Origin of the sequence: Citrobacter sp. Cpo147 (assembly GCF_030332405.1) — a bacterium.
Classification (GTDB): domain Bacteria; phylum Pseudomonadota; class Gammaproteobacteria; order Enterobacterales; family Enterobacteriaceae; genus Citrobacter; species Citrobacter portucalensis.
Map to the genome: position 1 here is coordinate 61,525 of NZ_JAOWHX010000034.1, position 15,109 is coordinate 76,633.

15 protein-coding genes are annotated in these 15,109 nt (G+C 52.5%); 9 read left to right on the forward strand and 6 right to left on the reverse strand.

Annotated elements, in window-relative coordinates:
• Positions 1 to 7: 7 nt before the first annotated feature.
• Positions 8 to 520 carry a radical SAM protein gene (locus tag OGY06_RS15650; protein WP_003827104.1) on the forward strand — a complete coding sequence of 171 codons (513 nt, stop codon included), beginning with the start codon at positions 8 to 10 and terminating at the stop codon, positions 518 to 520.
• A gap of 12 nt (positions 521 to 532) precedes the next feature.
• On the opposite strand, the gene dsdA is transcribed toward OGY06_RS15650, so the two are convergent.
• Positions 533 to 1,855, reverse strand: coding sequence for a D-serine ammonia-lyase (dsdA, locus tag OGY06_RS15655; protein ID WP_003827105.1), 1,323 nt, complete (start codon positions 1,853 to 1,855; stop codon positions 533 to 535).
• A gap of 17 nt (positions 1,856 to 1,872) precedes the next feature.
• Positions 1,873 to 3,210 (reverse strand): D-serine transporter DsdX, encoded by a 1,338-nt coding sequence (gene dsdX / locus OGY06_RS15660; protein WP_003827107.1) that lies wholly within the window; start codon positions 3,208 to 3,210, stop codon positions 1,873 to 1,875.
• Positions 3,211 to 3,439: 229 nt separating this feature from the next.
• On the opposite strand from dsdX, the gene dsdC reads away from it, so the two are divergent.
• Complete coding sequence (gene dsdC / locus OGY06_RS15665) at positions 3,440 to 4,366, forward strand: DNA-binding transcriptional regulator DsdC (protein WP_003827110.1); 927 nt, start codon at positions 3,440 to 3,442, stop codon at positions 4,364 to 4,366.
• Positions 4,367 to 4,444: 78 nt separating this feature from the next.
• Complete coding sequence (locus tag OGY06_RS15670; protein WP_286605655.1) at positions 4,445 to 5,527, forward strand: cellulase family glycosylhydrolase; 1,083 nt, start codon at positions 4,445 to 4,447, stop codon at positions 5,525 to 5,527.
• Here OGY06_RS15670 and emrD read toward each other — a convergent pair.
• The 3 genes from emrD to tisB all read right to left on the reverse strand — a co-directional run bounded on the left by emrD (position 5,454) and on the right by tisB (position 7,876).
• On the reverse strand, positions 5,454 to 6,638 hold the full coding sequence (gene emrD / locus OGY06_RS15675) for a multidrug efflux MFS transporter EmrD (RefSeq protein WP_286605657.1): 1,185 nt from the start codon (positions 6,636 to 6,638) through the stop codon (positions 5,454 to 5,456). The genes OGY06_RS15670 and emrD overlap by 74 nt on opposite strands.
• Positions 6,639 to 6,829: 191 nt before the next feature.
• Positions 6,830 to 7,663 carry an EamA family transporter gene (locus tag OGY06_RS15680; protein ID WP_063941191.1) on the reverse strand — a complete coding sequence of 278 codons (834 nt, stop codon included), beginning with the start codon at positions 7,661 to 7,663 and terminating at the stop codon, positions 6,830 to 6,832.
• A 123-nt stretch (positions 7,664 to 7,786) separates the two neighbouring features.
• Positions 7,787 to 7,876 carry a type I toxin-antitoxin system toxin TisB gene (gene tisB / locus OGY06_RS15685; protein ID WP_003023909.1) on the reverse strand — a complete coding sequence of 30 codons (90 nt, stop codon included), beginning with the start codon at positions 7,874 to 7,876 and terminating at the stop codon, positions 7,787 to 7,789.
• 522 nt (positions 7,877 to 8,398) lie between these two features.
• On the opposite strand from tisB, the gene ivbL reads away from it, so the two are divergent.
• The 3 genes from ivbL (at position 8,399) to ilvN (ending at position 10,587) form a co-directional block, all read left to right on the forward strand.
• Positions 8,399 to 8,497: an ilvB operon leader peptide IvbL gene (gene ivbL, locus OGY06_RS15690; RefSeq protein WP_003827118.1), complete on the forward strand. Its 99-nt coding sequence runs from the start codon at positions 8,399 to 8,401 to the stop codon at positions 8,495 to 8,497.
• A gap of 107 nt (positions 8,498 to 8,604) precedes the next feature.
• A complete protein-coding gene (gene ilvB / locus OGY06_RS15695; protein ID WP_126956552.1) occupies positions 8,605 to 10,293 on the forward strand; it encodes an acetolactate synthase large subunit in 1,689 nt (562 codons plus the stop codon).
• A 3-nt stretch (positions 10,294 to 10,296) separates the two neighbouring features.
• Positions 10,297 to 10,587: an acetolactate synthase small subunit gene (ilvN, locus tag OGY06_RS15700; protein ID WP_003023914.1), complete on the forward strand. Its 291-nt coding sequence runs from the start codon at positions 10,297 to 10,299 to the stop codon at positions 10,585 to 10,587.
• A 1-nt stretch (position 10,588) separates the two neighbouring features.
• On the opposite strand, the gene OGY06_RS15705 is transcribed toward ilvN, so the two are convergent.
• Entirely contained in the window at positions 10,589 to 11,374 is a 786-nt protein-coding gene (locus tag OGY06_RS15705; protein WP_060682991.1) for a DeoR family transcriptional regulator, read from the reverse strand.
• Positions 11,375 to 11,698: 324 nt separating this feature from the next.
• Between OGY06_RS15705 and rbsK the strand changes: the two genes are divergently transcribed.
• The 3 genes from rbsK to OGY06_RS15720 are packed head-to-tail and all read left to right on the forward strand — an operon-like array spanning position 11,699 to position 14,988.
• Entirely contained in the window at positions 11,699 to 12,619 is a 921-nt protein-coding gene (rbsK, locus tag OGY06_RS15710; protein ID WP_003827124.1) for a ribokinase, read from the forward strand.
• A gap of 27 nt (positions 12,620 to 12,646) precedes the next feature.
• Positions 12,647 to 13,963, forward strand: a complete 1,317-nt coding sequence (gene fucP / locus OGY06_RS15715; protein ID WP_003827126.1) for an L-fucose:H+ symporter permease — start codon at positions 12,647 to 12,649, stop codon at positions 13,961 to 13,963.
• Positions 13,964 to 13,974: 11 nt separating this feature from the next.
• On the forward strand, positions 13,975 to 14,988 hold the full coding sequence (locus OGY06_RS15720; protein WP_003827128.1) for an aldose 1-epimerase family protein: 1,014 nt from the start codon (positions 13,975 to 13,977) through the stop codon (positions 14,986 to 14,988).
• The last annotated feature ends 121 nt before the right edge of the window (positions 14,989 to 15,109 follow it).

Below are 15,109 nucleotides of genomic sequence, written 5' to 3' on the forward strand. Positions count from 1 at the left end.
TGAGAACATGGATGTTAGTGATGATGTTTTAAACGTGGTGATTGACCATCAGAAGTGTTTACAACCGGTTGAAGTGTACCGTGGTTTGCAACAAGGAAATGTTCGCCTGGTACAATTTATTCCGCTGGTTAAGCACGATGGTTCAGGTCATCTGACAGACGAATCGGTTACGTCTGAGGCGTGGGGCCGATTTTTAATTACGATATTTGATATCTGGGTACGTGAAGATATTAATCAGATATCTATCCAGCTTTTCGATAAAACGCTTCGCCAGTGGTGTGGTCTGACGGCACAGATTGAACGACAGACCATGTCATCAATGAATACGCGTTGCCAGACATGCTCATTGTTTCAGTATTACCACGGTGATTGTCCTGCGTACTGCGAGGAAAATGGAAAGGGCGTGCTGTGTGCAGGCTATCAGGCTTTCTTCAGCCATACCGCACCGCATATGCGCGTGATGCGTGATCTGCTTAAGCAGCATCGCTCACCGATGGAGCTGATGGCGATGCTGCGTTAAGCTCAGCGGTATTTAACGTCCTTTGGCCAGATATTGCGCCATTTCATCTTCCGGGACCATTCCGCCGCCGGTCGCCCACACCAGATGGGTAGCGTTATTGAGCTGATCCGCGCTGAAGCCGTGCATGTGCTGATAGTCAGCAGAGGCGCAAACGTGTTGCGGACCGGCCATCCCTGCCAGCGCTGACGGTTCGAGGCGAATACCTTCTTCCTGCGCCAGCCAGCCCAGCATATCGTACATAGTCTGATCGTCCAGGGTGTACAGACCGTCGAGCAAACGTTCCATTGCCCGGCCAACAAAGCCAGACGCACGGCCGACAGCCAGCCCATCCGCCGCCGTCAGGTTGTCAATGCCAATGTCCTGCACGGAAATCGTATCGTGCAACCCGGTATAAATCCCCAGTAGCATGCACGGTGAATGGGTGGGTTCGGCGAAGAAGCAGTGCACGTTATCGCCAAACGCCAGCTTCAGGCCAAACGCCACGCCGCCAGGGCCACCGCCGACGCCGCATGGCAGGTAAACAAACAGTGGATGGTCTGCATCCACCACGCGCCCCTGCTGGGCAAACTGCGCCTTTAAGCGCTGTCCGGCCACCGCATAGCCTAAAAACAGCGTGCGCGAGTTTTCATCATCGATAAAGAAGCAGTTTGGATCGGACTCCGCCGCCTTACGGCCCTGTTCAACCGCCACGCCGTAATCTTCTTCATACTCCACGACCGTCACACCGTGGCTGCGCAGTTTGGCTTTTTTCCATGCGCGAGCGTCGGCAGACATATGCACCGTCACCTTAAAGCCGATACGGGCGCTCATAATGCCAATCGACATGCCGAGGTTACCGGTGGAGCCTACCGCGATGCTGTACTGGCTGAAGAACTGTTTGAACTCGGGCGAAAGCAGAACGCTGTAATCGTCTTGTGTGGTCAGCAGACCGGCTTCCAGCGCCAGTTTTTCCGCGTGGGTAAGTACTTCATAAATGCCACCACGGGCTTTAATCGAGCCAGAAATTGGCAGGTGACTGTCTTTCTTCAGCAGAATTTCGCCATTGATGCGCTGCCCATACTCTTTCTCCAGCCGCTTTTGCATGGCCGGAATCGCGGCCAGCTCAGATTCAATAATACCGCCGGTGGCCGCGGTTTCCGGGAATGCCTTTGCCAGGTACGGTGCAAAGCGCGTCAGACGGGCGTGAGCATCCTGAACATCGTGTTCAGTCAGGCCAACATACGGTAAACCTTCCGCAAGAGAGGTGGTGCCAGGGTTAAACCAGGTTGTCTCCTTGAGAGCAACCAGATCTTCCACTAAAGGATACTGGGCGATAAGTGTTTGAATGTTTTCCATAGTCAGTCTCTTTGCGCTTAGATAATAAAGGAAAGCAGGAATGTGCAAGCCAGTGCAATCACGGACGCGATAAATGTCGCGGTCGTATAGTATTTAAACGTTTCATTCAGGGTGGCACCGCAGTATTGCTTCACCAGCCAGAAGAGAGAATCGGTAACGATCGTGCAGCCAATAGCGCCGGAACCGATAGCAATGGCGATGATCTCCGGGCTGACGTTGGGATAGAGCGGCAGCATCGGTGCCACGATTGCCGTGGCGCCCATCATTGCCACCGTGGCGGAACCCACCGCGGCATGCAGGATTAACGCCACCAGCCACGCCAGCAGAATCGGGTGCATATGCATGTTCGAGAGGATCAGTGCAAGAGTATCCGCCAGCCCGCTGCTCTTGAGGATAGCGTTGAACGCGCCGCCTGCACCGATAATCAGCAAAATGTTAGCAATGGAGCCAAAACCGTTTTCAGTGTGAGTCAGCAACGTACCCATACCGATGTGCTGACGCAGGCCGAGGATGTAATAGGCCACGAAAACGGCAATAAACATCGCGGTGATCGGGTTACCAATAAACTCCAGCAGCGTATACACCGTGCTGCCTTTCGCCATGTTCAGCTCAGCGACGGTTTTTACCAGCATCAGGCCAATCGGCAGCAGAACGGTAAACAGCGTAGCACCCAGCGACGGTAGCGTACTTTCGTCACGCACTTTAAGGTCAGAAAACTCAGCCGGAACCGGTTTAAACGGCAGACGGTTACCCAGGAATTTCAGGTACAGCGGACCGCCGATCAGCGAAGCCATCAAACCAACCAGTAAGCCGTAGACAATCACGGTGCCAATGTCTGCGCCCAGCTTGTTCGCCACGAACAGGGCAGCCGGATGCGGCGGGACGACGCAGTGCACCGCCATCAGCGCCGTACACAGCGGGATCGCCAGCTTCAGCAGTGAGGTATTGGTCTTTTTGGCAATCGAAAAAGCCAGCGGAATCAACAGCACCACGCCGACTTCCACAAACAGCGTGATCCCGCAAATCAACCCAACCAGTACCATTATGACGTCGGCGGATAGCCAACGGCAGCGCTGGAGCGTCAGGCCAATGCGTTCAGCCGCGCCGGACACTTCCATCATTTTGCCCAGAATGGTCCCAAGGCCGATAACCGCGGCGAGGAAGCCCAGCGTACCGCCGATGCCACTCTCAATGGCATTGACCATATCCAACGGCCCCATGCCCATCATTGTACCCACGAAGAAGCTGGCTAGCAGCAGCGCCAGAAACGGGTGGAATTTGAACTTCACGATGGTCAAAACGATTAACACGATGCTTATCAGCAGCGTGCTCACAACCCAGATTTGAGAGTGCATAACTCACCTTGCCCTGTGATTAATATAGGGTTATTGGACAAAAATAAGGCATGGTCTGACAAACGATATAAATCCCCCTTCACATGAGCCAGATTGCATCAAATGAGTGATTTATGTCTAATTGCGCTTGGTTTATGCGATATGGTTCACTCTGAATCACCTTTGTGCTGATTTTTACAGCGAACTTTTTTACACTCCAGCGCATGAATCAGGAGGACAGGAGGTGAGAATGGATCCCCTACGCGAAGTCAGAAACCGGCTGCTCAACGGCTGGCAGCTGTCAAAGCTGTATACTTTTGAAGTGGCGGCCCGGCATCAGTCGTTTGCGCTGGCAGCAGACGAGCTGTCATTGAGTCCCAGCGCCGTCAGCCATCGCATAAATCAGCTTGAAGATGAGCTTGGCATCCAATTATTTGTTCGTTCTCATCGCAAAGTGGAACTCACTCATGAGGGTAAGCGGGTATTTTGGGCGCTGAAATCGTCACTGGACACGCTCAACCAGGAGATTCTTGATATTAAGAATCAGGAGCTCTCGGGGACGCTCACCGTCTACTCACGGCCTTCTATCGCCCAGTGCTGGCTGGTTCCGGCGCTCGGCGACTTTACCCGTCGCTATCCGTCAATTTCGCTAACCATGTTGACCGGGAACGACAACGTCAATCTACAGCGTGCGGGTATCGATCTCGCCATCTATTTTGACGATGCACCCTCCGCGCAACTCACGCATCACTTCCTGATGGATGAAGAGATCCTGCCGGTGTGCAGCCCGGACTACGCCCGCCGCCATGACCTTACCGGTTCGCTGGTGAATTTGCCGCACTGTACGTTGCTGCACGACAGACAGGCGTGGAGTAACGATTCCGGGACCGATGAGTGGCACAGTTGGGCGCAGCATTTTGCGGCGAATTTGCCGACATCGTCGGGGATTGGTTTTGATCGTTCTGATTTAGCAGTGATTGCGGCAATGAACCATATCGGCGTGGCGATGGGCCGAAAACGGCTGGTGCAAAAACGCCTCGACAGCGGAGAATTGATTGCGCCTTTTGGCGATATGGCGCTGAAATGCCATCAACATTACTACATCACTACGCTGCCCGGCAGGCAGTGGCCGAAAATCGAGGCGTTTATTGGCTGGCTACAGGAGCAGGTTAAATAAGCGGGTCGCGAATATTTTTTACGCTTTCGCTCTACACGGAAAGTGAAAAAGCGTGCTAAATACGTGATATCACACCTGATGATTTGCGTAAGGACGACCGTGTTAAAGCCGATTGTTTCCCTTTTACTGTTGGCCAGCGCCACCGTGTGTGCCGCGCAACCTGCGTTGACGGCGGCGCAGTATGTGCAGCAGCTTGGGGTTGGGATGGACGTAGATTGGGCGCGTACCGATCGGGGCATCCGTGAATTCGATCCGCTGGTGGTGAGGGATTATAAGGCGAAAGGGTTGACCCACGTGCGCATTCGCGTGGCGGGTGAGCCTACGGAGGCGCGGCTTATTCATCTGCGCAAGCTGGTGGAAGCCTGCGAGCAGTATGGCGTGATCCCGATAATCGCCTATCAGGCTGACGAGTATAAAAAAGACCCCAGTGCCAGTAACGAAAAAGAGGTGGTTAACTGGTGGGTGGCGGTGGCGCATTACTTTGGTCAAAGTTCGCCGTTGCTGGGTTTCGACCTGATATATGAACCCTCTGATAAGCTCAACCATAATCAGGCGTCGCTCAATAGGGTGTATGACAAAACCATCCGTACCATCCATGCCATCGATCCACAGCGAATGATATTTATCGCGCCGAAACTGCATGCCGCTCCGGAAGATTTGCCCAACCTAAAGTTGCCGCCGCAAAGTCAGAATACCGTGTTGGCTCAATGGCATATCTTCCCGTGGGGGCCGCTGAAAAATAACGGTAAATACCCGTGGACCTCAGGGACAGCGGCAGAAAAGGCCGCCATTCGCGCCCGTATCAATACCGCCATTCACTGGCAGCAGAAAACCGGTCATGTTAGTTGGGTAGGAGGCTGGTCGCCGGGAGAAACCATCAGGAACGCGCCTTCTGCCTCGCAAATGGCGTTTGCCCGCTTTATGGCTTGCGAGCTGAAGAAAGCGAAAATTCCCTATGCTATCAATGCGGATACGCAGTTCTATGATGGTGAGGAAGGGGCATGGCGTCCGGCGCTGGAGCCGTTGTTGAATACCATGATTGCCCCTGAGTGTGAAAAGCCCGGCGAGAAGCCGGGCCATCATACGCTTAAACCGCCTGTCCCTGATGCGACACGCGTGACGCCAGCGGAAGCCAGCAAACAAAAATCAATATCCCCATAAGGGTCATCAGCAGGCCCAGACTGGCTTGCCCGGTCTGCGGCAGCATGGCGGAGAACCACGCCAGCACGCCGGAACCAATGTTTTGTAATCCACCAACCAGCGCACCAGCAGTACCGGCCAGGAACGGAAAAGGCTCCATTGCTCCGCTGGTTGCCAGCGGAAACAGCATCCCGGCGCCGAAGAAAAACAGTGCGGCGGGAACCAGCAGCGTCCAGACGTTCATCACGTCGAACAGACCAGGGATCCACATCATCAAACCGGCGACCAGACAGCAGATAACCGACTGCCACATTAGCGTCGAGAAACGCTTATTCGGGCGACCGGCGAACCAGGCACCAAAAAACGCCGCCGGAATGGGTAGAATAAACAGGATACTGACCACCATGCTGCTTAAGCCGAGACGCGCGCCTAACAACACACCGGAACAGGCTTCGAAGACCGCAACGCCCGCCAGGCCGCCGATCAGCATCAGCACGTAACAGGTGAAAGAGCTGTTGCCAAACAGCGTTTTGTAGCTGGCGATAAGCCGTGGACGCGGAGCACCTGCGGGGCGCGTTTCCGGCATCCAGCGCGCCATGCTAAACGTGACGCCTGCGCACAGCACCAGCAGGAAGATGTAACAGGCACGCCAGTTCCACAGGGTATCCAGCATACCGCCAATCAATGGTGCCAGCAGTGGGCTGACAAGAATCCCCATGTTTAACAGGCTATTAGCGTGGCGTAACTGCGTGCCTTCGTACAGGTCGCGCGGTAACGTTCGCGCCATCACACCGCCGACGCCCGTTCCCATCCCCTGTATTGCGCTGGCGATAATCAATACCGTCAGGCTGTGGGTGGTTATGGCGACCAGCGTAGCCAGCATAAAAATGGACATCCCGGCGAGGATCACCGGGCGGCGGCCAACGCGATCGGAAAGTGGGCCGTAAATCAGTTGTGACAGACCGTAGGTCAACAGATAGGCGGCCATCACGCTTTGCACCGCCCCTTCGCGAACGTTCAGTTCACGTGCCATATCAGCAATCGCGGGGATATAAATGGTTTGCGCCATCTGACCTACCGCCACCAGTAATACCAACATCAACAACAAATTGACGCTTCTATGCCTTTTCATTTCGCTGATTACTTTTCAAAAAGTGAAAAAATAAGAATAAGGTGCTGCACTTTCCCGTAAATGTGCGTGGAATCTACCACAACAGAAAAAGAAGGCCAGATAGTGGGCTGGAATGTTTAAACGATGAACGGCAGGAAATGTAAACAAAAAGCGGCAACAAATGTTGCCGGATTGCATCGGGTTTACAGAGGTCATGATAAGCGTAGCAAAACTGCGCCTATGGCAATGCCTCCAGCCGCAACAAGACGTATTCCGGCAACCTTCTCTTTCAGTAGCAGCCACGCGAGCAGCGCGCCAAACAGGATGGAAGTTTCACGCAGCGCAGCGACTACCGCCAACGGAGCCTGAGTCATGGCCCACAGCGCCAGACCGTAAGAACCCATTGTGCCAATTCCGCCAAGAATACCTTTCTTCCACTGCTGTACCAGATAGCGTGACGCTTCCCGGCGTCGGGCAATCATCGCCCAGCCCAGCAGGCAGGAGCCGTTCAGAAAGAAGGTCCACAGCGTATAACCCAGCGCGGTTTCTGATAAACGTACGCCGGTGCCATCAACCAGCGTATATCCGGCGATAAAGCAGGCGTTAATGAGCGCCAGCACGATCCCGCGTTGCGAGCTGCTGCGTCCGTTAAACGCCATGCCGAGGATCGCCAGACAGATCGTGGCAATCCCCACCCAGGCTAGAATAGAGAGGCTATCGCCAAGAAACAGGACGCTGATAATTGCGACCAGCAGCGGCGCTGTGCCGCGCATTAACGGATAGGTCTGGCTCATATCCGAAACCTGATAGGTTTTGGCGACCAGGACGGTATATACAATTTGCAACACAGTTGAGACGGCTAAAAACGGCAGGCTGGCGGCGGAAGGTTGCGGCGCAAAGGGTAAGCAAATCAATGCCATAATTGCAGCAGAACCGCTGACACCGATCGCTGAGTACAGTTTATCGTTTCCAGCTTTAACAATGGCATTCCAGCTGGCATGCAACAGCGCGGCGAACAGCAAAATGCAGAAAACAGAAAGCGTCATGGTGGAATTCTTCCCTGAGAATGTCATAAAAACGTAACATATTGGCGCGACACAAGCACCAGGGAGAAGGTGAAAGGGGAGCGGAGTGTTACCCGCCCCCCTTAGGTGCGACTTGAATCTGAATTACTTAACGTATTTCAGAACGGCATCAAGTAGTTGCAGTGCTGCAACAATGAGTTTGAGGATAAGAATAGCGATATCCACGAGGCTCATACGCTCTCCTTTTGGTACAAGGAGCACGGTGCTGACGTACCTCGCCGCTGCCTGTTGCCAGCACCTTTGTTGACATAACACAGTGTGCTCACACGGGGGTTAAGGCGCTGACGGCACCACCCGTTTCAGCCAGGACTTTGATGCGCCGGTTTACGATGCGGCCCCCGCATAACACCTTGCGTACCGAGACATTATAGACAAACGCTGTATAAATTAACAGTATTTTATGGATGTTACGCTATTCATGTTCCATACTCAAAACCATCAAAATTCGTGCCGAAATTGCGTGTTCTTCGCAGAACGCGTATACTTTTTTCGTTGACATAACACAGTGTGTTCGGCGGCTACCAACCGCACAGCACTGAAAAAAACCTCGCTCCGGCGGGGTTTTTTGTTTTTCAGCAATGCACAACGAAATGTGATCATTGACGCATTTTTATGCAGATGAAAATTTTTCCATTGTCACGCTGAAAAACCTGTGTTTGTATAAATCCAGTTAATCAACAAACAGACAGGTCCCTAATGAACCCTTCCATGCTGACTGCGACCCTACTAAAAACTGCGCCATCTCGCGCAGCGGTCGTCGTGCGTGTGGTGGTGGTCGTCGGCAATGCGCCGTAGGGTCCGAATCAACACACGATTCCAAAACCCCGCCGGCGCAAACCGGGCGGGGTTTTTCGTTTCAGAGACCTGCCCGGAGCAAAGGCCCAGAATAAAAGGACTGGAGCATGGCAAGTTCGGGCATAACATCCAAGCGTACGCGTTTTACGGGCGCAGAATTCATCGTTCATTTCCTGGAACGCCAGGGTATTCAGGTTGTTACCGGTATTCCCGGCGGATCGATTCTTCCCGTCTATGACGCCTTAAGTCAAAGCACGCAAATCCGTCATATCCTGGCGCGCCACGAGCAAGGAGCAGGGTTTATCGCGCAGGGAATGGCGAGAACTGATGGCAAACCCGCCGTCTGTATGGCCTGCAGCGGACCGGGTGCAACCAATCTGGTGACCGCCATTGCCGATGCGCGTCTGGATTCCATCCCGCTGGTGTGTATCACCGGGCAGGTTCCGGCTTCAATGATCGGCACCGACGCCTTCCAGGAAGTCGACACCTACGGCATCTCTATCCCCATCACTAAGCACAACTATCTGGTCCGCCATATCAGTGAATTACCGCAGGTCATGAGCGATGCGTTCCGCATTGCGCAGTCCGGACGTCCAGGCCCGGTGTGGATAGACATTCCTAAGGATATTCAAACCGCTGTTTTTGACATTGAAGAGATGCCGGAGCCCGCGCAGAAAATGGCGGCACCAGCGTTCAGCCAGGACAGCATTCGCGATGCCGCAGCCATGATTAACGCCGCACAGCGTCCGGTGCTGTACCTCGGCGGCGGCGTGATTAACGCACCTGAGCGCGTGCGCGAACTGGCAGAAAAAGCGACGCTGCCCACCACCATGACCTTAATGGCGCTCGGTATGCTGCCGAAAGCGCATCCGCTGTCGTTAGGCATGCTGGGCATGCACGGCGCTCGCAGCACTAACTTTATTCTGCAAGAAGCGGATTTATTGATTGTTCTGGGCGCACGTTTTGATGACCGGGCGATTGGTAAAACGGAGCAGTTCTGCCCGAACGCCAAAATCATTCACGTAGATATCGACCGCGCGGAACTGGGTAAAATCAAACAACCGCACGTGGCGATTCAGGCGGATGTCGATGAGGTTCTGGCGCAATTGATCCCATTAATTGACGCGCAGCCGCGAGAGTCGTGGCATCAGACGGTGGCCGATTTACAACGTGAATTCCCTTGCACTATTCCGCAGGAAAGCGACCCGCTCAGCCATTATGGATTGATCAACGCCGTGGCTGCCTGCGTAGACGACAGCGCCATTATCACCACCGACGTAGGCCAGCATCAGATGTGGGCGGCACAGGCTTATCCGCTGAACCGTCCGCGTCAGTGGCTGACCTCCGGCGGTCTGGGGACCATGGGCTTTGGCCTGCCAGCGGCAATTGGTGCAGCGCTGGCCAATCCAGACAAAAAAGTGCTGTGCTTCTCCGGCGACGGCAGCCTGATGATGAATATTCAGGAAATGGCGACAGCCAGCGAAAATCAGCTGGATATTAAAATCATCCTGATGAATAACGAAGCGTTGGGTCTTGTATATCAGCAGCAGAGTCTGTTCTATAAGCAGGGTGTTTTTGCCGCGACCTATCCGGGGATGATTAACTTTATGCAGATAGCCGCCGGGTTTGGTCTCGAAACCTGCGATCTGAATAACGAAGCGGACCCACAGGCAGCGTTGCAGGAGATTATTAATCGCCCTGGACCTGCGCTGATTCACGTGCGCATCGATGCCGAACAGAAAGTGTACCCGATGGTGCCGCCGGGTGCGGCAAACACAGAAATGGTGGGGGAATAAGCCATGCAACAGCAGACTCATGACAACGTAATCCTGGAACTCACCGTACGCAACCATCCGGGCGTAATGACTCACGTTTGCGGGCTGTTCGCCCGCCGCGCGTTCAACGTAGAAGGCATTCTCTGTCTACCGATTCAGGACAGCGATAAGAGCCGCATCTGGCTACTGGTCAACGACGATCAACGTCTTGAGCAGATGATAAGCCAGATCGACAAGCTGGAAGATGTGGTGAAAGTGGCCCGCAACCAGTCCGATCCGTCGATGTTTAACAAAATCACCGTGTTCTTTGAGTAAGTTAGTCGCCGTCTGAATCCGGGGTGATCACTTTGACAGAGCCGTTCCGGCAGTGGGTTGCGTAATCTGCCGGTAACGGACGGTCGCTTATCAGTACGTCAAAGGTGGAGAGTGGACCAATGCTGGCGGGGGCGACCTCATCGAACAGGGCGTGGCGCGTCAGCAGAATTTTGCGTAATCCGCGTTCCATCGCTTTGCGTTTTGTGGCCAGATCGTCCGGATTGAACCAGCTAACGCCGAAATGCTCATGGACTCCGCTGGCGGAGATAAAGACTTTCCGTGGGTTGAGTGCATCCAGCGGGGAGGGATTGCTGGTGTCGTAAAAGGCGTCACTTTTCGCCCGGTAGGTCCCTCCGCAAAGAATCGCTGTGGCGTTGGGCTTTTCATTTAGCGCTACGAACACCCGGTGCGAGTAGCAAATCCCGGTAAAGGAAATATCGTCCGGGATCATGCTGACCACCAACGGCATTTCCGCACCATTATCAAAAAAGACCAGATCATTTTCACTCACCAGTCCCGCAGCCAGAATGGCAACCGGTAAATCGTCGCGGTGATACTGTTTTTGCGCGGGGAGTGGCGCGTTAACGATGGTGGCAGGTTTGTTCACCATCACAATGTAACCACCTAGCAGAGTGAGTGGTAACGGTTCGTCATCCTGACTGAGATCCCGACGAATAGTCATCACGGAAACTTCCAGCATTCGTGCCGCCTCTTTCAGATGGATTCGGTCGGTCTTCTTCAACAATTCCATCAGACGTCGAATACGTTCTTTTTGCTTAGTTTCCATGTGCTTCTCCACGAATCATGTTCCCATGTTCCTTCAGTAACATTTTTGTGTTTCTAAGAACATGGCATTGCCGCATTACTATACGTCTGACTATTCGGAAATAAAAGCGTGTTTTTTCACGTTTTATTGATTATATCCAGTTAACTTTCAGTCAATTGTAAGCAACTTCATCATTTTTAGTGTGATGTGGATGCAACATTTAGCGCAATAAATAAACAATAAAATGATCTTCCAATCGCGATCCTAGTCACAAATGATACGAAAGTAACATGATAATGTTATTTTAATATCATTGTTGTGTGATTGTTTCTGAGAGGTAGTAAAATGGATATCGCGGTTATTGGCTCCAACATGGTGGATCTCATCACCTACATCAACCAGATGCCCAAAGAAGGGGAAACGCTGGAAGCACCGGCGTTCAAAATTGGCTGCGGGGGCAAAGGCGCAAATCAGGCCGTTGCGGCCGCTAAGCTCAATTCTAAAGTGCTGATGCTGACAAAAGTCGGTGATGATATTTTTGCGGATAACACTATTCGCAATCTTGAATCCTGGGGAATTAATACCACCTATGTCGAAAAGGTACCCTGCACCAGCAGCGGTGTCGCACCGATCTTTGTTAATGCGAACTCCAGCAACAGTATTCTGATTATTAAAGGAGCGAACAAATTTCTCTCCCCGGAAGATATCGATCGTGCGGCGGAAGATCTGAAAAAATGTCAGCTTATTGTCCTGCAACTGGAAGTGCAGCTGGAAACCGTTTATCACGCGATTGAATTTGGCAAAAAACACGGTATTGAAGTGTTACTAAATCCCGCCCCTGCATTACGGGAATTAGATATGTCTTATGCCTGTAAATGTGATTTTTTTGTGCCGAATGAAACCGAGTTGGAAATATTAACCGGTATGCCAGTGGATACTTATGACCATATTCGCGCAGCGGCACGTTCTCTGGTTGATAAAGGTCTGAACAATATTATCGTCACCATGGGTGAGAAAGGTGCGCTGTGGATGACACGTGACCAGGAAGTCCATGTTCCAGCGTTTAAAGTGAACGCTGTCGATACCAGTGGCGCAGGCGACGCTTTCATCGGTTGTTTTGCTCACTATTACGTTCAAAGCGGTGATGTGGAAGCCGCCATGAAAAAAGCCGCTCTCTTCGCTGCTTTCAGCGTTACCGGGAAAGGCACTCAATCATCTTATCCAAGCATCGAACAATTTAATGAGTTTCTTACCTTAAACGAATAATACTCCTGCACTGTAAAAGGTAGCACTATGAACGATAAAAACATCATTCAGATGCCTGACGGCTATTTGAATAAGACCCCTCTGTTCCAGTTTATTTTGTTATCCTGTTTATTCCCGTTATGGGGATGCGCAGCCGCATTAAATGATATTCTGATTACGCAATTCAAAAGCGTATTTTCACTCAGCAACTTTGCCTCGGCATTAGTTCAGAGTGCCTTTTATGGCGGTTATTTTTTAATTGCGATTCCAGCATCTCTGGTGATTAAAAAGACCAGTTATAAAGTCGCCATCTTAATGGGGCTGACCCTTTATATCGTTGGGTGTACGCTCTTCTTCCCGGCATCGCACATGGCCACCTACACCATGTTCCTTGCGGCGATTTTCGCGATTGCGATTGGTCTGAGCTTCCTGGAAACAGCAGCCAATACCTACAGCTCAATGATCGGCCCAAAAGCGTATGCCACTTTACGCCTGAACATCAGTCAGACTTTTTATCCTATTGGTGCGGCTGCTGGCATTCTGCTAGGTAAATATCTGGTCTTCTCTGAGGGCGAAAGCCTGGAAAAACAGATGGCCGGGATGAACGCTGAGCAGATCCATAACTTTAAAGTGTTGATGCTGGAAAATACCCTTGAGCCATACAAGTACATGATTATGGTACTGGTTGTGGTGATGGTGTTATTCCTCCTGACTCGCTTCCCTACATGTAAAGTCGCGCAAACCACGAGTCATAAACGCCCGTCAGCGATGGATACACTGCGTTATCTGGCCAGCAATGCCCGTTTCCGTCGTGGAATTGTGGCGCAATTTCTTTATGTGGGGATGCAGGTCGCGGTGTGGTCATTCACCATCCGTCTGGCACTGGAATTAGGTGATATCAACGAGCGCGACGCCTCAACCTTCATGGTCTATAGCTTCGCCTGCTTCTTTATCGGCAAGTTTATCGCCAACATTTTGATGACGCGCTTCAATCCGGAAAAAGTGCTGATTCTCTATTCCATTATTGGTGCGCTGTTCCTCGTCTATGTTGCACTGGCGCCAAGTTTCAGCGCTGTGTATGTCGCAGTGCTGGTGAGTGTCCTGTTTGGACCCTGCTGGGCGACAATCTATGCGGGTACGCTTGATACCGTGGATAACGAGCATACCGAAATGGCAGGTGCCGTCATTGTCATGGCGATTGTCGGTGCGGCGGTGGTTCCGGCGATTCAGGGCTATGTGGCCGATATGTTCCATTCATTGCAACTTTCGTTCCTGGTCTCCATGCTGTGCTTCGTGTACGTCGGTATCTACTTCTGGCGTGAAAGCAAAGTGCGCAACAACCTGGCTGAAGCGACAGTTTCCTGAGGAGAGCGATCATGACAACACGTTTAACGCTGTGGCGGGAACTCTTTGCAGAGCATCCGCGAATCTTACTGAAGAATAGCGACTTCACGGTTACCGCATTTCGTTACGCCAGTGGAGTGGAAGGGCTGAAGGTAGAAAACAGTCGTGGACATCTGGTTATTCTGCCCTGGATGGGGCAGATGATCTGGGATGCTCAGTTTGATGGCCATGACCTGACCATGCGTAACATGTTCAGTCAGCCGAAACCGGCGGCGGAAGTGGTGGCGACCTACGGCTGTTTTGCCTTCCACTCAGGTCTGTTGGCAAATGGCTGCCCATCACCAGAGGATTCACATCCTTTGCACGGTGAAATGGCTTGTGCCGCGATGGATGAAGCCTGGCTGGAGCTGGAGGGTGAGAATTTGCGCGTGGGCGGACGCTATGAGTATGTGATGGGGTTCGGTCATCATTATCAGGCACATCCTGCGGTGGTAATGCACAAAGCGAGCGCGCTGTTTGATATTCAGATGGCGGTTACCAACCTTGCCTCAGTGGCAATGCCGTTGCAGTACATGTGCCATATGAACTATGCCTACGTACCGGAAGCCACCTTCAGCCAGAATATTCCGGATGAGGCCATGAAGCTGCGTGAGTCGATACCCGCGCATGTTAAACCGACTGAGCAGTGGCTGGCGTTTAATCAGCGGATTGTACAGGGCGAGGCTTCTCTGGCGCGGCTCAATGAACCCCATTTTTACGATCCGGAAATTGTCTTCTTTGCTGACCAATTGGACAGGTACACCGATAAGCCAGAATTTAGCATGATCGCGCCTGATGGCACCACATTCGTTACGCGTTTCTCCAGCACGGAGCTGAATTATGTGACGCGTTGGATCCTCTACAACGGCGATCAGCAGGTTGCGGCATTCGCCTTGCCTGCAACCTGTCGACCTGAAGGATTCCTGGCAGCACAACGCAATGGCACCTTGATTGAAATAGAACCGCAGCACACCCGGACATTTACAGTCACAACTGGCATAGCCTGATCGCTCAAGGCTTGAACACCAAAGCACTTATCGTTAAGGTAAGCGCTTTTGCTGGGTGGCGGCATTAATGCCTTATCCGGCCTACAACGGCACTCGCCCGTAGGCCTGATAAGCGTAGCGC